The sequence below is a fragment of the Modestobacter sp. NPDC049651 genome (genome assembly GCF_040659695.1).
In the GTDB taxonomy this organism is placed as follows: Bacteria; Actinomycetota; Actinomycetes; order Mycobacteriales; family Geodermatophilaceae; genus Modestobacter.
Genome location: NZ_JBFAOG010000002.1, coordinates 1 through 19,132, shown reverse-complemented (window position 1 = coordinate 19,132; position 19,132 = coordinate 1). Strand labels below are relative to the sequence as shown.

General features: G+C 73.0%; 27 protein-coding genes and 1 pseudogene. 6 read left to right on the top strand and 22 right to left on the bottom strand.

Annotated elements, in window-relative coordinates:
• Positions 1-65: 65 nt before the first annotated feature.
• The 4 genes from glmM to AB0J00_RS03435 all read right to left on the bottom strand — a co-directional run bounded on the left by glmM (position 66) and on the right by AB0J00_RS03435 (position 2,969).
• Positions 66-1,409 carry a phosphoglucosamine mutase gene (gene glmM, locus AB0J00_RS03450; RefSeq protein WP_357740195.1) on the bottom strand — a complete coding sequence of 448 codons (1,344 nt, stop codon included), beginning with the start codon at positions 1,407-1,409 and terminating at the stop codon, positions 66-68.
• An 11-nt stretch (positions 1,410-1,420) separates the two neighbouring features.
• Complete coding sequence (rpsI, locus tag AB0J00_RS03445; protein ID WP_357740193.1) at positions 1,421-1,840, bottom strand: 30S ribosomal protein S9; 420 nt, start codon at positions 1,838-1,840, stop codon at positions 1,421-1,423.
• The gene (rplM, locus tag AB0J00_RS03440) at positions 1,837-2,280 is read right to left on the bottom strand and encodes a 50S ribosomal protein L13 (protein ID WP_357740191.1); all 444 of its coding nucleotides are present in this window, start codon (positions 2,278-2,280) and stop codon (positions 1,837-1,839) included. The genes rpsI and rplM overlap by 4 nt, the downstream gene beginning before the upstream one ends.
• 185 nt (positions 2,281-2,465) lie before the next feature.
• Positions 2,466-2,969 (bottom strand): carbonic anhydrase, encoded by a 504-nt coding sequence (locus AB0J00_RS03435; protein WP_357740188.1) that lies wholly within the window; start codon positions 2,967-2,969, stop codon positions 2,466-2,468.
• An 84-nt stretch (positions 2,970-3,053) separates the two neighbouring features.
• Between AB0J00_RS03435 and glp the strand changes: the two genes are divergently transcribed.
• The 4 genes from glp to AB0J00_RS03415 all read left to right on the top strand — a co-directional run bounded on the left by glp (position 3,054) and on the right by AB0J00_RS03415 (position 5,739).
• Positions 3,054-4,259: a gephyrin-like molybdotransferase Glp gene (gene glp / locus AB0J00_RS03430; protein ID WP_357740186.1), complete on the top strand. Its 1,206-nt coding sequence runs from the start codon at positions 3,054-3,056 to the stop codon at positions 4,257-4,259.
• On the top strand, positions 4,256-4,729 hold the full coding sequence (gene moaC / locus AB0J00_RS03425; protein ID WP_357740183.1) for a cyclic pyranopterin monophosphate synthase MoaC: 474 nt from the start codon (positions 4,256-4,258) through the stop codon (positions 4,727-4,729). Before glp ends, moaC begins: the two co-directional genes overlap by 4 nt.
• Positions 4,726-5,217: a molybdenum cofactor synthesis domain-containing protein gene (locus tag AB0J00_RS03420; protein ID WP_357740180.1), complete on the top strand. Its 492-nt coding sequence runs from the start codon at positions 4,726-4,728 to the stop codon at positions 5,215-5,217. The genes moaC and AB0J00_RS03420 overlap by 4 nt, the downstream gene beginning before the upstream one ends.
• A 129-nt stretch (positions 5,218-5,346) precedes the next feature.
• Entirely contained in the window at positions 5,347-5,739 is a 393-nt protein-coding gene (locus AB0J00_RS03415; RefSeq protein WP_357740177.1) for a hypothetical protein, read from the top strand.
• Positions 5,740-5,746: 7 nt separating this feature from the next.
• Here the strand turns inward: AB0J00_RS03415 and fdhD are convergent, their stop codons facing one another.
• Positions 5,747-6,616 carry a formate dehydrogenase accessory sulfurtransferase FdhD gene (fdhD, locus tag AB0J00_RS03410; RefSeq protein WP_357740174.1) on the bottom strand — a complete coding sequence of 290 codons (870 nt, stop codon included), beginning with the start codon at positions 6,614-6,616 and terminating at the stop codon, positions 5,747-5,749.
• A gap of 42 nt (positions 6,617-6,658) precedes the next feature.
• Here fdhD and AB0J00_RS03405 point away from each other — a divergent pair, with 42 nt between their 5' ends.
• Positions 6,659-7,279 (top strand): NTP transferase domain-containing protein, encoded by a 621-nt coding sequence (locus AB0J00_RS03405; protein WP_357740171.1) that lies wholly within the window; start codon positions 6,659-6,661, stop codon positions 7,277-7,279.
• Positions 7,280-7,288: 9 nt separating this feature from the next.
• Complete coding sequence (locus AB0J00_RS03400; protein WP_357740168.1) at positions 7,289-7,951, top strand: SDR family oxidoreductase; 663 nt, start codon at positions 7,289-7,291, stop codon at positions 7,949-7,951.
• Positions 7,952-7,958: 7 nt separating this feature from the next.
• Here AB0J00_RS03400 and truA read toward each other — a convergent pair whose 3' ends face one another.
• From truA to rpsH, 17 genes and pseudogenes are all read right to left on the bottom strand, one after another.
• Positions 7,959-8,822, bottom strand: a complete 864-nt coding sequence (truA, locus tag AB0J00_RS03395) for a tRNA pseudouridine(38-40) synthase TruA (protein WP_357741325.1) — start codon at positions 8,820-8,822, stop codon at positions 7,959-7,961.
• A gap of 451 nt (positions 8,823-9,273) precedes the next feature.
• Positions 9,274-9,624: pseudogene (gene rplQ / locus AB0J00_RS03390) on the bottom strand (50S ribosomal protein L17); the annotation flags it as partial.
• Between the two features lie 128 nt (positions 9,625-9,752).
• A complete protein-coding gene (locus AB0J00_RS03385; protein WP_357740165.1) occupies positions 9,753-10,820 on the bottom strand; it encodes a DNA-directed RNA polymerase subunit alpha in 1,068 nt (355 codons plus the stop codon).
• Between the two features lie 140 nt (positions 10,821-10,960).
• Positions 10,961-11,587, bottom strand: a complete 627-nt coding sequence (gene rpsD, locus AB0J00_RS03380; protein ID WP_357740162.1) for a 30S ribosomal protein S4 — start codon at positions 11,585-11,587, stop codon at positions 10,961-10,963.
• 35 nt (positions 11,588-11,622) lie between these two features.
• Positions 11,623-12,030: a 30S ribosomal protein S11 gene (gene rpsK, locus AB0J00_RS03375; protein ID WP_026844840.1), complete on the bottom strand. Its 408-nt coding sequence runs from the start codon at positions 12,028-12,030 to the stop codon at positions 11,623-11,625.
• Positions 12,031-12,167: 137 nt separating this feature from the next.
• A complete protein-coding gene (rpsM, locus tag AB0J00_RS03370; protein ID WP_357740159.1) occupies positions 12,168-12,542 on the bottom strand; it encodes a 30S ribosomal protein S13 in 375 nt (124 codons plus the stop codon).
• 15 nt (positions 12,543-12,557) lie between these two features.
• Positions 12,558-12,671: a 50S ribosomal protein L36 gene (gene rpmJ / locus AB0J00_RS03365; protein WP_014742835.1), complete on the bottom strand. Its 114-nt coding sequence runs from the start codon at positions 12,669-12,671 to the stop codon at positions 12,558-12,560.
• 67 nt (positions 12,672-12,738) lie between these two features.
• Positions 12,739-12,960 (bottom strand): translation initiation factor IF-1, encoded by a 222-nt coding sequence (gene infA, locus AB0J00_RS03360; protein WP_012950459.1) that lies wholly within the window; start codon positions 12,958-12,960, stop codon positions 12,739-12,741.
• Between the two features lie 276 nt (positions 12,961-13,236).
• A complete protein-coding gene (map, locus tag AB0J00_RS03355) occupies positions 13,237-14,106 on the bottom strand; it encodes a type I methionyl aminopeptidase (protein WP_357740154.1) in 870 nt (289 codons plus the stop codon).
• Between the two features lie 15 nt (positions 14,107-14,121).
• Entirely contained in the window at positions 14,122-14,745 is a 624-nt protein-coding gene (locus AB0J00_RS03350) for an adenylate kinase (protein ID WP_357740151.1), read from the bottom strand.
• Positions 14,745-16,058, bottom strand: coding sequence for a preprotein translocase subunit SecY (secY, locus tag AB0J00_RS03345; RefSeq protein WP_357740149.1), 1,314 nt, complete (start codon positions 16,056-16,058; stop codon positions 14,745-14,747). The genes AB0J00_RS03350 and secY overlap by 1 nt, the downstream gene beginning before the upstream one ends.
• 171 nt (positions 16,059-16,229) lie before the next feature.
• Positions 16,230-16,673 carry a 50S ribosomal protein L15 gene (rplO, locus tag AB0J00_RS03340; protein WP_357740146.1) on the bottom strand — a complete coding sequence of 148 codons (444 nt, stop codon included), beginning with the start codon at positions 16,671-16,673 and terminating at the stop codon, positions 16,230-16,232.
• A gap of 35 nt (positions 16,674-16,708) precedes the next feature.
• On the bottom strand, positions 16,709-16,891 hold the full coding sequence (gene rpmD, locus AB0J00_RS03335; RefSeq protein WP_357740143.1) for a 50S ribosomal protein L30: 183 nt from the start codon (positions 16,889-16,891) through the stop codon (positions 16,709-16,711).
• A 1-nt stretch (position 16,892) separates the two neighbouring features.
• The gene (gene rpsE, locus AB0J00_RS03330) at positions 16,893-17,507 is read right to left on the bottom strand and encodes a 30S ribosomal protein S5 (protein WP_117375633.1); all 615 of its coding nucleotides are present in this window, start codon (positions 17,505-17,507) and stop codon (positions 16,893-16,895) included.
• Positions 17,508-17,538: 31 nt separating this feature from the next.
• A complete protein-coding gene (rplR, locus tag AB0J00_RS03325) occupies positions 17,539-17,955 on the bottom strand; it encodes a 50S ribosomal protein L18 (RefSeq protein WP_357740140.1) in 417 nt (138 codons plus the stop codon).
• Entirely contained in the window at positions 17,955-18,494 is a 540-nt protein-coding gene (rplF, locus tag AB0J00_RS03320) for a 50S ribosomal protein L6 (protein ID WP_357740137.1), read from the bottom strand. Before rplF ends, rplR begins: the two co-directional genes overlap by 1 nt.
• Before the next feature lie 15 nt (positions 18,495-18,509).
• Entirely contained in the window at positions 18,510-18,920 is a 411-nt protein-coding gene (rpsH, locus tag AB0J00_RS03315) for a 30S ribosomal protein S8 (protein ID WP_357740134.1), read from the bottom strand.
• Between the last annotated feature and the right edge of the window lie 212 nt (positions 18,921-19,132).

Genomic DNA, 19,132 nt, shown 5'->3' with positions numbered 1-19,132 from the left:
ATGTACCGGCACCGGGGCGTTCCACCGGCCGCCGGCGGCGAGGGTTCGCCCACACGGGCGAACGGTCAGCTCGCGGCGGCGACGACCTCGGCCAGCCGCGCGGCGACGGCGTCGGCCTGCTCCTGGCTCGGCGCCTCGACCATGACGCGCACCAGCTGCTCGGTGCCGGAGGGGCGCAGCAGCACCCGGCCGGCGTCCCCGAGCTCGGCCTCGACCGCGTTGACGGCCTGGGCGACGGCCTCGCTCTCGACCACGGCGATGCGGTCGGCGACCGGCACGTTGACCAGGGTCTGCGGCAGCTTGCGGACGACGGAGGCGAGCTCGGCCAGCGACGCACCGGTCGCGCTCATCCGCGACAGCAGCGCCAGCCCGGTGAGCAGACCGTCGCCGGTGGTGGCCCAGTCCAGGAACACCAGGTGGCCGCTCTGCTCGCCGCCGAGGCTCAGGCCGCCGGCCCGCAGCGCCTCGAGCACGTAGCGGTCGCCGACCGCGGTGGTCTGCACCGTGATGCCGGCGTCGCGCATCGTGTGGTGGAAGCCCAGGTTGCTCATCACCGTGGCGACGACGGTGTCGTCGGTCAGCCGGCCGCGCTCGTGCAGGGCGAGCGCGCAGATGGCGAGGATGCCGTCACCGTCGACGACCGTGCCGTCGGCGGTGACCGCCAGGCAGCGGTCGGCGTCGCCGTCGTGGGCGATGCCCAGGTGGGCGCCCCGGCGGGCGACCTCGGCGACCAGCGGGCCCAGGTGGGTGGAGCCGATGCCGTCGTTGATGTTCCAGCCGTCGGGCTCGCCGCCGATGACGTGCACCTCGGCGCCGGCGCGGCGGTAGATCTCCGGGCCCACGCCGGACGCGGCCCCGTGGGCGCAGTCGACGACGAGCCGGATGCCCGAGAGGGGCTGCTCGAGCACCGACAGCGCGTGCTCGACGTACTCGTCGGCGGCGCCGGGCAGGTCCCGGACGCGGCCGATCGCGCCACCGGTGGGCCGGTGGTCGACGCCCTCGCGGCCGGCGATGCGCTGCTCGATGGCCGCCTCGACGGCGTCCGGCAGCTTGTGCCCGCCGCGGCTGAACAGCTTGATGCCGTTGTCGGGCATCGGGTTGTGGCTGGCCGAGATCATGACGCCGAGGTCGGCGTCGGTCCGGCCGGTCAGGTGCGCGATCGCGGGCGTGGGGAGCACGCCCGCGCGCAGCACCTCGGCGCCGGCGCTCGCGAGCCCCGCGACCACCGCCGCCTCGAGCATCTCCCCGCTGGCGCGGGGGTCACGGCCGACGACCGCGACGGGACGCGAGGTCCCGTCGCGGTCGGCGAGCACGCTGGCGGCGGCACGCGCCACCGAGAGGGCCAACTCCGGCGTGAGGTCGGCGTTGGCCCGACCCCGGACGCCGTCGGTCCCGAACAGGCGACCCACGGACGTACCGGTCAGCGCTTGGAGTACTGAGGGGCCTTGCGGGCCTTCTTCAGGCCGTACTTCTTCCGCTCCGTGACGCGGGGGTCACGGGTGAGGAAGCCGGCCTTCTTCAGCGCGGGGCGGTCGTCGGGCTCGACCTCGATGAGGGCGCGCGCGATGGCCAGGCGCAGCGCGCCGGCCTGACCGCTGACGCCGCCACCGTGCAGGATGCCGATGACGTCGTACTGCTCGACCTTCTCCAGGATCACGAGGGGCTCCCGGATGAGCTGCTGGTGCAGCTTGTTCGGGAAGTACTGCTCGATGGTCCGGCCGTTCAGCTTGAACTGGCCGGTGCCGGGGACGAGGCGGACGCGGACGACGGCCTCCTTGCGGCGACCGACGGTCTGGACGGGACGCCCGTCGGCGTCGGTCACGGTCAGCGCGCTGGTCACTGGGCCACCTGCTTGATCTCGAAGGTCTGGGGCTGCTGGGCGGCGTGGGGGTGCTCAGGCCCGGCGTAGACCTTGAGCTTGGAGAGCATCTGCCGGCCCAGCGAGTTGTGCGGCAGCATGCCCTTGACGGCGCGCTCGATGACGCGGTCGGGGCGGGTCTTCAGCTCGTCGCCGACGTTGATCGCCCGCAGGCCGCCCGGGTAGCCGGAGTGGCGGTAGGCCATCTTGCTGTCGCGCTTGGAGCCGGTCAGCGCCACCTTGCCCGCGTTCACGATGACGACGAAGTCGCCGGCGTCCACGTGGGGGGCGAACTGGGGCTTGTGCTTGCCGCGCAGCAGGATGGCGGTCTGGCTGGCGAGTCGGCCGAGCACCACGTCGGTGGCGTCGATGACGTGCCAGGCCCGGGTGATCTCACCGGGCTTCGGCGTGTACGTGCGCACGAGGCTCACTGTCCTTCGTCGTCGGGCGGGCGGCTGGTGGGATCGCCTCACCGAACACGAGAGACTTGGGCCGGCCCGATGGGATCGGGGCCCCGGGCACGCGCGCACCAGCCGGCGTCACGCACCAGCCGAGAAGAATACCAGCGTGCGGCGGGAGGCCGGCTCCTGGCCCTGCCAGCCGGGCCTCACCGGGGAGCAGCAGGGTCCTCGATCTCGCGGAGCCGGCCGGTGGTGACGTCGAAGACCGTGCCACGGACCTCGTGCGAGAGCAGGTAGGGGCTCTCCCGGACCAGCCGCATCGACTCGCGGACGTCGTCGTCCACGTCGGTGAAGGTGCGGGCGGCCCACGGGGGACGGCGACCGGTGGCCCGCTCGACGGTGTCGGCGAAGGAGACGTCGTCGGTGGTCTGCAGCCCGCAGTCGGTGTGGTGCACCAGGACGATCTCCCGCGTGCCCAGCGCGTGCTGGCTGAGGGTCAGCGACCGGATGACGTCCTCGGTGATGACCCCGCCCGCGTTGCGGATGACGTGCGCGTCGCCGATCTCCAGGCCCAGCACGCCGAACAGCGGGATGCGCGAGTCCATGCACGCGACCACGGCGACCTTCCGCGCCGGTCGCACGGGCTTGCTGCCCGGGAACTGCTCCGCCCACCGCTCGTTCGCCGCGAGCATCCGGTCGATCTCGGCCATGCGTCCTCCCCGCCCCTCGGAACCGCGAGGACGATAACGGGTGGCGCCGGAGCCGGCCTCCCGTGGATCGGTCAGGATGGGCGGGTGCGCACGGTCGAGGAACACCAGGCGGTCGTGTCCGGGCTGCTCGGGCTGATGCCGGTCGAGCGGGTGCCGCTGACCGCGGCCGCCGGGCGGGTGCTCGCCGAGGACGTCCCGGCGCTGGTGCCGCTCCCGGTCTTCACCAACTCCGCGATGGACGGCTACGCGGCCCGCTGGGCGGAGGTCGGCGCGGCCGGCGCCGACTCCCCCGTGCGGCTGCCGGTGGCCGCCGACCTGCCGGCCGGGCGCACCGACGTCCCCCCGCTGGCGCCGGGCACCGTGCACCGGATCATGACCGGCGCCCCGGTGCCCGACGGCGCGGACGTCGTCGTCCCGGTCGAGCAGACCGACGCCCGCACCGACGTCGTCACCATCACCGCCGCCCCGCCCGCCGGCAGCCACGTGCGGCACGCCGGCGAGGACATCCCCGCCGGCGCCGTCGCGCTCGCGGCCGGCACCGCGCTCGGGCCGGCGCAGCTCGGGCTGGCCGCGTCGCTGGGGCACGCGGAGCTCGCCGTCCGCCGTCGGCCGCGGGTGCTGGTGCTCTCCACCGGCAGCGAGCTGGTGGCCCCGGGCTCCCCGCTGCAGCCGGGGCAGATCTACGAGTCGAACTCGCTGCTGCTGGCCACCGCGGTCACCGACGCCGGCGGCGAGGCGCGCACGCTGCACTTCGTGCCCGACGACGTCGACGCGTTCCTGGCCACCGTCCGGTCCGAGCTGCCGTCGGCCGACCTGCTGGTCACCAGCGGCGGGGTCAGCGCCGGCGCCTACGAGGTGGTCAAGGACGCGTTCCGCGGCCTGGGCACCGTCGAGTTCACCAAGGTGGCCATGCAGCCCGGCGGCCCGCAGGGCGCCGGCACCGTCGACGGGGTGCCGGTGTTCACCCTGCCCGGCAACCCGGTCAGCTCGTTCGTGTCGTTCGAGGTGTTCGTCCGCCCCGCGCTGCGGCGGGCGCTCGGCTCCACCTCCCCCGAGCGGCTGCGCACCACCGCCCGGCTCACCGCGCCGCTGCGGTCACCGGCCGGACGGCGGCAGTTCCTGCGCGGCCGGTTCGACGACGGCCGGGTGTCCCAGGTCGGCGGCCCCGGCTCACACCTGGTCGCCCACCTGGCGCGCGCCAACTGCCTCGTCGTCGTCCCCGAGGACGTCACCGAGCTGCCCGCGGGCGCCGAGGTGACCGTCGTCCTGATCGAAGGAGCCCTGCAATGAGCCAGCCCCGGCTGACCCACCTCGACGAGTCCGGCGCGGCCCGGATGGTCGACGTCACGGAGAAGGCGGTCACCGCCCGCACCGCCACCGCCGCCGGCCGGGTGCTGGTCAGCCCCGAGGTGGTCGCGCTGCTGCGCGGCGGCGGGGTGCCCAAGGGCGACGCACTCGCCACCGCCCGGATCGCGGGCATCGCCGGGGCCAAGCGGACGCCGGACCTCGTGCCGCTGTGCCACCCGATCGCGCTGCACGGCGTCACCGTCGACCTCGAGGTCACCGACGAGGCCGTGGAGATCACCGCGACCGCCCGCACCGCGGACCGCACCGGCGTGGAGATGGAGGCGCTGACCGCGGTCACCGTCGCCGGCCTGACGATGATCGACATGGTCAAGGCGGTCGACAAGCGGGCGTCGATCACCGACGTGCGGCTGCTGTCGAAGACCGGCGGCAAGAGCGGGGACTTCACCCGGTGACCGAGCTGCCCGCCGACGCCCGCGCCGTCGTCGTCACCGCGTCCAACCGCGCCGCGTTCGGCGTCTACGAGGACCGCAGCGGTGCGCTCCTGGCCGAGGGGCTGCGCGCGCTCGGCTTCACCGTCGAGGGCCCGCACGTCCGCCCGGACGACGTCGCCGAGCTCGAGGTCGTGCTGCGTGAGGCCGTCGCCGGCGGGGCGGACGTCGTGCTGACCACCGGCGGCACCGGGCTCACCCCCACCGACGTCACCCCCGAGGCCACCCGCGCCGTGCTCGAGCGGGAGGCCCCCGGCATCGCCGAGGCGGTGCGCCGCTACGGCGCTGAGAAGGTCCCGACGTCCGTGCTCTCCCGGGGGCTGGCCGGCACCGTCAGCCGCACCCTGGTCGTCAACCTGCCGGGCTCCCCCGGCGGCGTGCGCGACGGGCTCGCCGTCCTCGGGCCGCTGTTCCCCCACATCGTCAGCCAGCTCCGCGGCGGGGACCACTGAGCTGGGGTCGCGTCCCCGGTCCACCGGCTCCCTGCCGGGTCGGGCCGGTCTCGGAACGGCACTGTGCGTCTTGCGGGAGGCGGGCGCGCGGGGCTTCCGGTGGTTGGGCCGGGCGACCATCCTGGCCGGGTGACCGTGCTGGCCCAGGGACGGACCGTCGACGGCGAGCGGTGGGCGCTCGTCCGGTACACCGGGCCCGGCGACGACATCGTCGTCGTGGAGGTGTGCTCCTGGGACGGGCACCCGTTCTGGGGCACCGGCTGCGGGCTGGCCGAGCCGCCGCTGCCCGCGCCCTCGGTGGTCACCGTGGGCAGCGACGAGGCCGGGCCGGCGGTCGTGCTGCTGCAGGTGCGGCCCGACGTCCGGGCGGCCGTGCTGCGGCTGTCCGACGGCACCCGCGAGGACCTCGTCCTGCACCCGTTGCCGGGCCGCGCCGACCGCATCGCCGTGCTGGTGCACCCCCGCCACCTCGACGTGCACCGCATCGAGCTCTACGGCGCGGACGCCGCGCTCGTCGGCTGACCCCCGGTCAGCTCGTGGCGGCCCCCGCCGCGGCGGGAGCCGGCTCCTGCTCGGGCAGCACCAGCCGGTCGGGGTGGGTGTAGACGTTGCAGCCGTCGCCGCGGAGGAAGCCGACCAGCGTGATGCCGACGTCGGCGGCCAGCTCCACCGCCAGCGAGCTCGGCGCCGACACCGCGGCCAGCACCGGCACCCCGGCCATCGCGGCCTTCTGGGTCAGCTCGAACGACGACCGGCCGCTCACCATCAGCACGTGCTGCGCCAGCGGCACCCGGCCCTCGCGCACGGCGTCCCCGATGACCTTGTCGACGGCGTTGTGCCGGCCGACGTCCTCGCGCAGCGCCACCAGCTCGCCGTCGGCGGTGAACAGCCCGGCGGCGTGCAGGCCCCCGGTCTTGTCGAACACCTGCTGGGCGGCGCGCAGCCGGTCGGGCAGCGCCAGCAGCGTCGCCAGCGTCAGCCGCGTGCCGTCGCCGGCCACGTCGTAGCTGGTCTTCGTGCGGATGGCGTCGATGCTCGCCTTGCCGCACACCCCGCAGGAGCTCGACGTGTAGAAGTTCCGGTCCAGCGCGGTGTCCGGCGCCTCGACGCCCGGCGCCAGGTCGACGTCGACCACGTTGTAGGTGTTCCGCCCGGAGTCGTCGACGGAGTTGCAGTAGCGCAGCCCCAGCACGTCCGCGGCCGAGCGGATGACGCCCTCGGTGGCCAGGAAGCCGTGCACCAGGTCGAAGTCGTCACCGGGGGTGCGCATGGTGACCGCCAGCGGGGTGCCGCCCAGGCGGATCTCCAGCGGCTCCTCGGCCGCGACGGTGTCCGGACGGCGGCTGTGCTGCGGCCCGCGGATGCGCAGCACCGGGGTGCGGCTGGTGACTCGTCCCACGACCCCGACGGTACCCATCCCCCGCGCCCTACGGTGCTCCCCATGGACGACCTGCCGCCGTTCGCCGCCGTCGTGCTGGCCGGCGGCCGCGCCGCCCGGCTGGGCGGCCGGACCAAACCGCAGGTCCGGGTGGGCGGGCGGACGCTGCTGGAGGCCGCACTGACCGCCGTCGCCGGCGCCGCGCCGCGGGTGGTCGTCGGCCCGCCGCAGCCGGTGCCCGACGGCGTCCGCCTGGTCCGCGAGCAGCCGCCCGGCGGTGGACCGGTGCCGGCGCTGGCCGCCGGGCTGGCCGCGGTCGACGACGCCGCGGTGGTCGCCGTCCTCGCCGGCGACCTGCCCTTCGTCACCCCCGAGCTGGTCACCGAGCTGCGCCGGCGGCTGACCGGGGACGGTGCGCTGGTGGTCGACGACACCGGCCGCGACCAGCTGCTGCTGGGGGTCTGGCGGACGGCGGCGCTCCGTCCGGCGCTGGCCGCGGTGTCCGGCCCCGCGCCGCTGCGCGCCGTGCTCGGGAGGCTGTCGGCCACCCGCTACCGGCCGCCGGTGGCCGCCGGCGCCCCCGCCCCGTGGACCGACTGCGACACCCCCGCCGAGCTGGCCCGGGCGCGGCAGCAGGCAGGTGACGTCGGCGACGGTCTCGACTGGGGTCCCCGGCCCGGGTAGGACGAGCGCATGCGCATCGTCATCGCAGGAGCCCACGGGCAGGTCGCCCGCCGCCTCGGCCGGCTGCTCAGCAGCCGCGGCGACACCGTCGTCGGCATCGTCCGCAACCCCGACCACGGCGCCGACCTGGAGGCCGACGGCGTCGAGCCGGCCGTGCTGGACCTCGAGCAGGCGTCCGTCGACGAGCTGGCCGCGGTCGTCCGGGGGGCGGACGCCGTCGTGTTCGCCGCCGGCGCCGGGCCGAACAGCGGCGCCGCCCGCAAGCACACCGTCGACCGGGGCGCCGCCGTGCTGCTCGCCGACGCCGCGGAGGCCGCGGGCGTCCGCCCGTACCTGCTGGTCTCCTCGATCGGGGTAGAGCAGGCCCGCGCGGGCACGCCCGCCGGCATGGACCCGGTCTTCGCCACCTACCTGCAGGCCAAGCTGGCCGCCGAGGACCACGTGCTGCCCCGCCCCGCGCTGGACACCACGATCGTCCGCCCGGGTGGCCTCACCGACGACCCGGGCACCGGCCGGGTCACCCTCGCCCACGGGGTGCAGCGCGGCGACGTGCCCCGCGACGACGTGGCCGCCGTCCTCGCCGAGATCCTGCACGCCGGCAAGTGGGGCGAGGTGGTGGAGCTGGTCGGCGGCGAGACCCCGATCGACGAGGCGGTCGCGTCGCTCACCTGACCTGAGGTCAGGAGTCCTCGGTCACCGAGGTCCGGACGGCGCGCGTCTTGCGGTTGCGGGCCGCCAATTCGCCGTCCGGCGGGTAGTCGACGCGCACGAGCGTCAGCCCGCCGGGCGGCACGACCGGCACGTCCTGGGCCCGGGTGGTCATGCCGAGCAGCGAGCCGGGCCACTCGGGCAGCCGGCGGCCCTCCCCCACTGCGGTCAGCGCGCCCACCAGGCTGCGCACCATCGAGTGGCAGAACGCGTCCGCCGAGGCACGGATCTCCACGACGTCGCCGTCCCGCTCGACGTCGAGGGCCAGCAGGGTGCGGATGGTGGTGGCAAACTCGCGCCGGCGGCAGAAGGCGGCGAAGTCCTGCCGGCCCAGCAGCAGCCCCGCCGCGATGGCCATCGCCCGGTCGTCCAGCCGCCGCGGCCAGCCCACGGTGTCCGCCCGGCGCAGCACCGGCGGGCCGGAGTCGGCGTCGGACAGCCGGTACACGTAGTGCCGGGCCAGACCGCTGAACCGGGCGTCGAAGTCCGGGCTGACCACCCGGGCGCCGGTGACCGCCACGTCCGGGGGCAGCACGCCCCGCAGCCGGCGCAGCAGGCGCGGCTCGTGCCCCGCGAACACGTCGGCCGGGACGTCGACGTGCGCCACCTGGCCGGTCGCGTGCACCCCGGCGTCGGTGCGCCCGGCGACGGTCAGGTCGACGTCGCGGCGCAGCACGGTGGCCAGGCCGAGCTCCAGCTCCGCCTGGACCGTGCGCCGGGACGGCTGCCGGGCCCAGCCGGAGAACGCCGTCCCGTCGTAGGCGACGTCGAGCCGGACGCGGACGAGCCCGCCACCGGATCCGGTGACGGGCTCGTCTGCGTGCTGGTCGTTCAGGAGATCACTTGGGGTCGATCTCGGGCTCGCCCCCGGGGGCGTGGGTGCCCGCGGTGGCGGCGTCGCCGAGCTCGGCGGCCTCGATCTCGGCGGCCGCGGCCTCGGCCACGTCCGGCGACAGGGCCGGGTCGTCGACGACGGCCAGGTTCTCCGCGGTCGGCTCCGGGGTGACGTTGCCGTCGTCCTGCACGTCGCCGTCCGGGTCGAAGACGTCGGCGACGACGCCCTCCGCCTCGGCCAGCTCGGCGGCCGTGGCGCCACCGGTGACGGCCGGGCTGGTGTCCCCGCCCGGGCCGGTGGTGACGTCGGTGTCGGTCAGGCCCTCGTCGGTGGTGTCGACCGCGTCCGCGGTGACCTCGCCGGCCGCGGAGGCGGCTCCGGCACCGGCGGCGAACCGGGTGCCACGGGCGCGCTCGGCCTCACCGACGGCCTGCTGGGCCACGGTCTGGCCCTCGACCAGCTCGATGACCGCCATGGGGGCGTTGTCGCCCTTGCGGGGACCGACCTTGGTGATCCGCGTGTAGCCACCCGGGCGGGTCTCGTACCGCGGGCCGATCTCGGCGAACAGCGTGTGGACGACGTCCTTGTCGCGGATGACCGTCATCACCTGGCGACGGGCGTGCAGGTCACCCCGCTTGGCGAGGGTCACCAGCTTCTCGGCGTACGGGCGCAGCCGCTTGGCCTTGGTCTCGGTGGTGGTGATCCGACCGTGCTCGAACAGCGAGGTGGCCAGGTTGGCCAGCATCAGCCGCTCGTGCGCGGGCGAGCCGCCCAGACGGGGGCCCTTGGTGGGGGTGGGCATGTCGGTCCTTCCTCAGGCCGCCGGGGTGTCCCTGCGTACCGCGCGTTCACTGATGGGTGGTACTCCGGTGCCGGCGGTGCCGGACCCGGCGGGACCCTGCCGCCCCGGGGGGCGGCAGGGTCCGTCTGTCAGAGCTGCTCGGTCTCCTGGTAGTCGCCCTCGACGTACTCGGCCGGGTCGCCGTAGGCGGCGTCGCCCTGGTAGGCGTCGGTCTCGTAGCCCTCGTCGTAGCTCTCCACCGAGGTGGGGATGAACCCGGGCGGGCTGTCCTTGAGCGCCAGGCCCATCGCGGCGAGCTTCATCTTGACCTCGTCGATGGACTTCGCACCGAAGTTGCGGATGTCCAGGAGGTCGGCCTCGGAACGGGTGACGAGCTCACCGACGGTGTGCACGCCCTCGCGCTTGAGGCAGTTGTAGGACCGGACGGTGAGGTCCATGTCCTCGATCGGCATCGAGAAGTTCGCGATGTCGGCCGCCTCGGCCGGGCTGGGTCCGACCTCGATGCCCTCGGCGTCGACGTTCAGCTCGCGCAGCAGGCCGAACAGCTCCACCAGGGTCGAGCCGGCGCTGGCGATCGCGTCGCGGGGCTCGATCGACGGCTTGGTCTCGACGTCGACCACGAGGCGGTCGAAGTCGGTGCGCTGCTCGACACGGGTGGCCTCGACGGCGTAGGTGACCTTGAGCACCGGCGAGTAGATCGAGTCGACCGGGATGCGGCCGATCTCCTGGCCGGGCTGCTTGTTCTGGGTGGCCGGCACGTAGCCGCGGCCGCGCTCCACGACCAGCTCGATCTCGAGCCGGCCCTTCGCGTTCAGCGTGGCGATGTGCAGGTCGGGGTTGTGCACCTCGACACCGGCCGGCGGCGCGATGTCCGCGGCGGTGACCTCACCCGGGCCCTGCTTGCGCAGGTACATGGTCACCGGCTCGTCGGAGTCGGAGCTGACGACCAGGCCCTTGAGGTTCAGGATGATCTCGGTGACGTCCTCCTTGACGCCCGGCACGGTGGTGAACTCGTGCAGGGTGCCCTCGATCCGGATGCTGGTGACAGCAGCGCCGGGGATCGACGACAGGAGGGTGCGACGGAGCGAGTTGCCGAGGGTGTAGCCGAAGCCCGGCTCCAGCGGCTCGATGACGAACCGGGAACGCTGGGCGTCGATGGTCTCCTCGGTGAGGGTCGGACGCTGTGCGATGAGCATGGTTCTCCTCCAGGTCCTCCGGCGACCGCCATATGACGCCGTGAGGGGGTGGTGCCGGCGGGGCGGACCTCTTGGCCGGCCGTCCCGCCGTCGTGCACCTGCCCCGCCGCGACCTCAGGTCGCGACGGGGCAGGGGTGGATCACTTCGAGTAGAGCTCGACGATCAGCTGCTCCTGCACCGGGGTGTCGATCACCTGGCGCGCGGGGATGCTGTGCACCAGCACCCGCAGCTGACCGGTGATGACCTCGAGCCACGGCGGCACGGGGCGCTGACCGGCCCGGGCCTGGGCCAGCTCGAAGGGCACCATCGAGGCCGACTTGCTGGCGACCTCGACGATGTCGTTCGCGCTCACGCGGTACGACGGGATGTCCACCTTGCGGCCGTTGACCTTGATGTGGCCGTGGCGCACGAGCTGGCGGGCCATGTCGCGGGACTCGGCCAGACCGGCCCGGTACACGACGTTGTCCAGGCGCGACTCGAGGATCTGCAGCAGGACCTCACCGGTCTTGCCCGTCTTCTTGTTGGCTTCTTCGTAGTAGCCGCGGAACTGCTTCTCCAGCACGCCGTAGATGCGGCGGGCCTTCTGCTTCTCGCGCAGCTGCAGCAGGTACTCGCTGTCCTTGCTGCGGCCCCGGCCGTGCTCGCCCGGCGGGTAGGGCCGGATCTCGATCGGGCACTTCGGGGACTCGCACTTGCTGCCCTTGAGGAACAGCTTCATCTTCTCGCGCCGGCAGAGGCGGCAATCGGCACCGGTGTAGCGGGCCACGTCAGGTTCTCCTCGTTCGTCTCGTCAGTGGCCGGTCAGACCCGGCGGCGCTTCTTGGGGCGGCAGCCGTTGTGCGGCTGCGGCGTCACGTCCTGGATCTGACCCACCTCGAGGCCGGTGGCCTGCAGCGAGCGGATCGCGGTCTCCCGGCCGGAGCCCGGGCCCTTGACGAAGACGTCGACCTTGCGCATGCCGTGCTCCTGGGCCTTGCGGGCCGCGTTCTCGGCGGCCATCTGCGCGGCGAACGGCGTCGACTTGCGCGAGCCCTTGAACCCGACGTGCCCGGCCGAGGCCCAGCTGATCACGTTGCCCGTGGGGTCCGTGATCGACACGATCGTGTTGTTGAAGGTGCTCTTGATGTGCGCCGCGCCGTGGGCGACGTTCTTCTTCTCCTTGCGGCGCACCTTCTTGGTGCCAGCAGCCGCGCGAGCCCTGGGAGGCATGTCTCTCCGGTCTGTGTCTGTGTTCGTGGCCTGGTCGTGCACACCGCGGTCACCACCGCGGTGCAGGTGCAGCGTTGCCGCTGCGGGCGCGCCGCCGGTCCGGCCCTCGCGGACTCAGCGGGCGGCGCGCCGGTGGCTCAGCGAGCCTTCTTCTTGCCGGCGATCGTCTTGCGGGGGCCCTTGCGGCCGCGCGCGTTGGTGCGGGTGCGCTGGCCGTGCACGGGCAGGCCGCGGCGGTGCCGCAGACCCTGGTAGCACCCGATCTCGATCTTGCGGCGGATGTCGGCGGCGACCTCGCGGCGGAGGTCACCCTCGACCCGGAAGTGCTCGTCGATGTAGTCGCGCAGCTTCAGCAGGTCGTCGTCGGTGAGGTCCTTGGCCCGCAGGTCCGGGCTGACGCCCGTCGCCTCCAGGGTGGCCTTCGCCGACGTCTTGCCGATGCCGTAGATGTAGGTGAGCGCGATCTCCATCCGCTTCTCGCGGGGCAGGTCGACGCCAGCCAGTCGTGCCATGTCGTGGTACTCCCTTTAGCCCTGGCGCTGCTTGTGCCGGGCGTTCTCGCAGATGACCATGACCCGGCCGTGCCGGCGGATCACCTTGCACTTGTCGCAGATCTTCTTCACTGACGGCTGGACCTTCACCGGTGCCGCCCCTCATTCCTCATGTCGTGGGACTGCCCGCCCGCACCAGGGGTGCGGACACGGCTCGTCACTTGTAGCGGTAGACGATGCGACCGCGCGTCAGGTCGTAGGGCGAGAGCTCCACGACCACGCGGTCCTCGGGCAGGATGCGGATGTAGTGCTGCCGCATCTTGCCGCTGATGTGGGCGAGCACCCGGTGCCCGTTCTGCAGCTCGACCCGGAACATCGCGTTGGGCAGCGGCTCGACGACGCGACCCTCGACCTCGATGGCCCCGTCCTTCTTCGCCATGCCCTAAACGCTCTCCTCGTTCGTCGCTGCCGCCAGCCTGTCGTGCTCGGCTGCGGTCCGGTGCGTGCACGCCCATGCCGGAGGGCACGGACGGTGGTGCTGATGGGCGATCTCGCAGAGGGCGCCCGTCGGTCTGCGGCCACAGCAGGACGACGGACGGCGCGAACGCCATCGGCCACTGTACTCCGCCCCCGGGCTGCTCTCCAACCCGGGCCGGGGTGACGGGGGCTACCCGCTGGGACGGCCCTCCTACGGGGGGGGGCAGGAGGAACTCCGTCAGCTGCGGGCGGTGACCCCGAAGGGCGCGAGGCCGGCGACGCCACCGTCCTCGGCCGTCAGGACCCAGGGGCCCTCGGGCGTGACGGCGACGGTGTGCTCGAAGTGCGCGGCCCGGGAGCCGTCCTTCGTGACGACCGTCCACCCGTCGTCGAGCTCCTCGGTGGCCGGGTCGCCCACGGTCACCATCGGCTCGACGGCCAGCGCCATCCCCGGCACGAGCCGGGGGCCGCGGCCCGCCCGCCCGTAGTTGAGGATGTGCGGGTCCTGGTGCATCTCGGTGCCGATGCCGTGGCCGCCGTAGTGGTCCACGATCCCGTACCGGTGCTCGTGCGCGGTGATCGACTCCTCCACCGCGTGGCTGATGTCGGTCAGCCGGCCCCCGGCGAGGGCCCGGGCCAGCCCCGCCCACATCGACTGCTCGGTGACGGCCAGCAGGCCGGCGTCCTGCGGGGAGGGCTCCCCCACCGTGACCGTCACCGCGGAGTCGCTGTGCCAGCCGTCGAGGATCGCGCCGCAGTCGATGGAGATGTTGTCGCCCTCGGCGAGCACCCGGTTCGGGTCCGGGATGCCGTGCACGACCTCGTCGTTGATCGACGTGCAGATCGTGCCGGTGAACCCGTGGTAGCCGAGGAAGTTCGGCACCGCGCCCTGGGACCGGATGTGGTCCTCGGCGATCGCGTCGAGCTCCTTGGTGGTGACGCCCGGCCGGACCGCGGCCCGCACGGCCTTGATCGCGCCGGCGGTCACCAGCCCGGAGGCGCGCATCAGCTCGATCTCGTGCGCCGTCTTGACCTGGATCATCCGTCCACTCCACTTCGCCAGCAGCGGCAGCCGGCCGAGGACGGCGGCGCCGCGGTCACCGTGCACCGGGACCTCGCGGTCTCAGTCCCGGTCCTGCTCGCCGGCCGACTCGTCCTCCAGCGCGTCGGTGGCCCCGAGGGCCTCCAGCGCACGCCGGGTGACCTCGTCGATCTCACCGATCGCGTCGATCCGGCTCAGCAGCCCGGCCCCCTCGTAGAACCCGGACAGCGGGGCGGTCTGTTCCCGGTACACCTCGAGGCGGTGCCGGACGGTCTCCGGGCGGTCGTCGTCGCGCTGCACCCACTCGCCCTCGACCAGCATGCGCCGGCTGGACAGCCGGCGCACCAGCTCGTCCTCGTCGACGACGAGCTCGAGCACGCGGTCCAGCGCCTGGCCGGCCCCGGCCAGGTTGTCCCGCAGCTGCTCGGCCTGCGCGATGGTGCGCGGGAAGCCGTCGAGCAGGAAGCCGGCCTTCGCGTCGGGCTCGGCGAGCCGGTCGGCCACCATGGCGACGGTGAGCGCGTCGGGGACGAGGTCACCGGCGTCCATGAACACCTTGGCCTGCCGGCCGAGGTCGGTCTGGCCGCTCACGTTGGCGCGGAAGATGTCGCCGGTCGAGATGGCGGGGATGCCGAGCCGGCCGGCGATGACCTGGGCCTGGGTGCCCTTGCCCGCTCCGGGGGGCCCCAGCAGCACGACGCGCACTACCGCAGGAACCCTTCGTAGCTGCGCTGGTTGAGCTGCGTCTCGATCTGCTTCACCGTCTCCAACCCCACTCCGACCATGATCAGCACCGCTGTCCCGCCGAACGGGAAGTTCTGGTTCTGCCCCTCCTGCGTCACCGACAGGAAGAGGTTGGGCAGCACCGCGACCAGGCCGAGGTAGATCGACCCCGGCAGGGTGATCCGGGACAGCACGTACTGCAGGTACTCGGCCGTGGGCCGGCCGGGGCGGATGCCCGGGATGAAGCCGCCGTAGCGCTTCATGTCGTCGGCCCGCTCCTCCGGGTTGAAGGTGATCGACACGTAGAAGTACGTGAAGAACACGATCAGCGCGAAGTACACCAGGATGTGCACCGGGCTGCTCTGGTCGACGATGTAGTTCTCGAAGAACCGCCGCACAGCACCGCTGGAGTCGCCCTGCAGCTGGGTGATCAGCTGGGGCAGGTACAGCAGCGACGAGGCGAAGATGACCGGGATGACGCCGGCCTGGTTCACCTTCAGCGGCAGGTAGGTCGACGTGCCGCCGTACATGCGCCGGCCGACCATCCGCTTGGCGTACTGCACCGGGATGCGCCGTTGCGCCTGCTCGACATAGACGACCGAGGCGATGACCAGCAGGGCCAGCACGCAGATGAGCGTGAAGATGAACGCGCCGCGGGTCTGCAGGATCGAGCCGCCCTCGGCGGGGATCCGGGCGGCGATCGAGGTGAAGATCAGCACGGACATGCCGTTGCCGATCCCCTTCTCGGTGAGCAGCTCGCCCAGCCACATGATGACGGCGGTGCCGGCGGTCATCGTCACGACCAGCACGACCGTCGTCCACACCGAGCTGGAGGGGATGACGTCGGGCTGGGAGCAGCTCGGGAACAGCTGGCCGCTGCGGGCCAGCGCGATGATCCCGGTGCTCTGGAGGATGGCCAGGCCGATGGTCAGGTAGCGGGTGTACTGGGTCAGCTTCTGCTGCCCGGACTGCCCTTCCTTCTTCAGCTGCTCGAACCGCGGGATCACGACGACCAGCAGCTGCACGATGATGCTGGCGGTGATGTACGGCATGATGCCGAGCGCGAAGACGGACAGGCGCAGCAGCGCCCCGCCGGAGAACAGGTTGACCAGCGAGTAGACGTCCCGCTGGTCGGATGCCTGGGCCTGGTCCAGGCAGCTGTTGATCCGCTCGATCGAGACGCCGGGACCGGGGACGCTGGCGCCCAGCCGGTACACGGCGATCATCGCCAGGGAGAACAGCAGCTTGCGCCGGAGGTCTGGCGTCCGGAACGCCGCGGCGAACGCCTGCAGCACGTGCCCTCCCCGAGTCGGTCGAATGAGTGTACGGACCACCCCGCCCCCGCTCTCACGGGCCCGCGGCGGGCCCCGCGAGGGGCCGTCCGACCCTATCTGGCGGGAGCTGGATGGCAGACGACCCCCGGGACGGGCACCCGGAACGGGTGACCGGCCCGGGGGTCGGCTGGATCAGATCGTGGTGGAGCTGCCCCCGGCCGCGCTGATCTTCTCGGCGGCAGAGCCGGAGAAGGCGTGCGCGTGCACGTGGACCTGGACCCCGCCGAGGTCGCCGGTGCCGAGGACCTTGACCGGCTGACCGCGCCGGACGGCGCCGGCCTCGGCCAGCGTGTCCGGGTTGATCGAGCCACCCTGCGGGAACAGGGCGGCGATCCGGTCCAGGTTCACGACCTGGAAGACCACCTTGTTGTTGTTCTTGAAGCCCGAGAGCTTCGGCAGCCGCATGTGCAGCGGGGTCTGGCCACCCTCGAAGCGGGCCGAGACCTGCACGCGGGCGCCGGAGCCCTTGGTACCGCGACCGGCGGTCTTGCCCTTGGAGCCCTCACCACGACCCACGCGGGTCTTCTTGGTGTGGGCGCCGGGGGCCGGACGCAGGTGGTGGACCTTGAGAGTCATGACGTGTCCCTACTGAGTCTTGTCTTGGACCAGCGTCAGCTGATCTCTTCGACGGTGACCAGGTGGGGCACCGTCGCGACCATCCCGCGGATCTCGGGACGGTCCTCCTGGACGACCGAGTCGTTGATCCGCTTGAGGCCGAGCGAACGCAGCGTCTGGCGCTGGTTCGGCTTGGTGCCGATCGTCGACTTGACCTGGGTGACCTTCAGCTGCGCCACGTCACACCCCCTGGCCGGCACGCGCCCGCAGCATGGCGGCGGGGGCGACGTCCTCGAGCGGCAGACCGCGGCGGGCCGCGATCTCCTCGGGGCGGACGAGGTCCTTCAGCGCCTGCATGGTGGCGTGCACGATGTTGATCGGGTTCGACGAGCCGAGGCTCTTAGACAGCACGTCGTGGATGCCGGCGCACTCCAGCACGGCGCGCACCGGACCACCGGCGATGACACCGGTACCCGGGCTGGCCGGCTTCAGCAGCACGACACCGGCCGCCGCCTCACCCTGCACCGGGTGCGGGATGGTGCTGGCGATGCGCGGCACGCGGTAGAAGTGCTTCTTGGCCTCCTCGACGCCCTTGGCGATCGCCGCGGGCACCTCCTTGGCCTTGCCGTAACCGACGCCCACGGTGCCGTCGCCGTCGCCCACGATCACCAGGGCGGTGAAGCTGAAGCGACGACCACCCTTGACGACCTTGGACACGCGGTTGATGGCCACCACGCGCTCGATGTAGTTGCTCTTCTCGGCGGGCGCGCCTCCGGGCCCCCGCCCGCCGTCACGGCGGTCCCGGCGGTCGTTGCCGCCGCCGGCGCCGCCGCCGCGTCGCTGTGGTCCTGGCATCAGACGTCCCTCTCGATCTCAACGGTGTGCATCAGAAGTCCAGCCCGCCCTCGCGGGCACCGTCCGCCAGCGCCGCGATGCGGCCGGCGTAGCGGTTGCCGCCACGGTCGAAGACGACGGCGGTGATGCCGGCGCTCTTCGCCCGCTCCGCGACCAGGGCACCGACCTGACGGGCCAGGGCGGACTTGTCGCCCTCGGCGCCGCGCAGGCTGGCGTCCAGCGTCGAGGCACTGACCAGGGTACGGCCGACGGTGTCGTCGACGACCTGGACGTGGATGTGCCGCGAGCTGCGCTTGACGACCAGGCGCGGGCGCTCCGGCGTGCCACCCACCCGCTTGCGCAGGCGGTTGTGACGGCGCAGCCGCGAGACGCGGCGCGCGGTGCTGACATCGGTGCCGACGGGCTTGTGCACCCGGGCACCCTTCGCGGTGTTCGCTGCCTGTGCCATCACTTGCCCGTCTTCCCGACCTTGCGCTTGACGACCTCACCCTGGTAGCGCACGCCCTTGCCCTTATACGGGTCGGGCTTGCGCAGCTTGCGGATGTTGGCCGCGACCTGGCCCACCTGCTGCTTGTCGATCCCGGTGACCTTGATGCGGGTCGGGGACTCGACGGTGAAGGTGATGCCCTCGGGGGCACGCACCGGCACCGGGTGGCTGTAACCGAGGGCGAACTCGAGGTCCGTGCCGCGGGCCTGCACTCGGTAACCGACGCCGACGATCTCCAGGGTCTTGTCGTACCCCTGGGTGACGCCGGTGATCATGTTGGCGATGAGCGTGCGGGACAGGCCGTGCAGGGCCCGGCTCTCGCGCTCGTCGTTGGGCCGCTGCACCAGCAGCGTGCCGTCCTCACCGCGCTCGACGGTGATGGGAGCGGCCACCGTGTGGCTCAGCTTCCCCTTCGGGCCCGAGACGTTGACCGTGCGCCCGTCGATGGCGACGTCCACCCCGCTGGGCACCGGAATCGGGAGTCGTCCGATCCGTGACATGTCTGCTCGCTCCTCTTACCAGACGTAGGCGAGGACTTCCCCACCCACGCCCTTCTTGGTCGCCTGCTTGTCGGTCAGCAGCCCGGTCGAGGTGGAGATGATCGCCACCCCGAGGCCGCCCAGGACCTTGGGCAGGGAGTTCGACTTCGCGTAGACCCGCAGACCGGGCTTGGAGACGCGGCGGACGCCGGCGATGCTCCGCTCGCGGTTGGGGCCGTACTTGAGGGTGACCACGAGCTCCTTGCGGACGTGGCCGTCCTTCTCGACATCGTTGACGGTCCACCCGCCGATGTAACCCTCCTTCTGGAGGATCTCGGCGATGTGCGTCTTCAGCTTCGACGACGGCATGGCCGCGGTGTCGTGGTACGCCTGGTTGGCGTTCCGCAGCCGCGTGAGCATGTCGGCGATGGGGTCGGTCATCGTCATGGGTGGGGACTTGCCTCTCTCGCCGCGGTTCCTCTGGCGCTGGGTCTCCGTGACTTGGCGCGCGGGCCTGTCGGCGATCGGTGGTGCTCGAGTGGGGTGGTGCTGTCCTGCTGGGTGGTGCTGCGGCCCCGGGGGCCGCGCCGCGGGGGGGGGGCGGGCGGGGGGGGGGGGGGGGGCGGGCGGGGGGGTCCCCGGGAGCAGGTACTGGCGGG

Coding starts and splice junctions, on each gene's coding strand:
- rpsM (WP_357740159.1), bottom strand. CDS start 12,542: ATGGCACGACTGGCTGGCGTCGACCTGCCCCGCGAGAAGCGGATGGAG.
- AB0J00_RS03435 (WP_357740188.1), bottom strand. CDS start 2,969: ATGGCCGAGATCGACCGGATGCTCGCGGCGAACGAGCGGTGGGCGGAG.
- moaC (WP_357740183.1), top strand. CDS start 4,256: ATGAGCCAGCCCCGGCTGACCCACCTCGACGAGTCCGGCGCGGCCCGG.
- rpsK (WP_026844840.1), bottom strand. CDS start 12,030: ATGCCTCCCAGGGCTCGCGCGGCTGCTGGCACCAAGAAGGTGCGCCGC.
- rplO (WP_357740146.1), bottom strand. CDS start 16,673: ATGACTCTCAAGGTCCACCACCTGCGTCCGGCCCCCGGCGCCCACACC.
- AB0J00_RS03405 (WP_357740171.1), top strand. CDS start 6,659: ATGGACGACCTGCCGCCGTTCGCCGCCGTCGTGCTGGCCGGCGGCCGC.
- AB0J00_RS03385 (WP_357740165.1), bottom strand. CDS start 10,820: ATGCTCATCGCACAGCGTCCGACCCTCACCGAGGAGACCATCGACGCC.
- infA (WP_012950459.1), bottom strand. CDS start 12,960: ATGGCGAAGAAGGACGGGGCCATCGAGGTCGAGGGTCGCGTCGTCGAG.
- rpsH (WP_357740134.1), bottom strand. CDS start 18,920: ATGACGATGACCGACCCCATCGCCGACATGCTCACGCGGCTGCGGAAC.
- rplF (WP_357740137.1), bottom strand. CDS start 18,494: ATGTCACGGATCGGACGACTCCCGATTCCGGTGCCCAGCGGGGTGGAC.
- rplR (WP_357740140.1), bottom strand. CDS start 17,955: ATGGCACAGGCAGCGAACACCGCGAAGGGTGCCCGGGTGCACAAGCCC.
- rpsE (WP_117375633.1), bottom strand. CDS start 17,507: ATGCCAGGACCACAGCGACGCGGCGGCGGCGCCGGCGGCGGCAACGAC.
- AB0J00_RS03400 (WP_357740168.1), top strand. CDS start 7,289: ATGCGCATCGTCATCGCAGGAGCCCACGGGCAGGTCGCCCGCCGCCTC.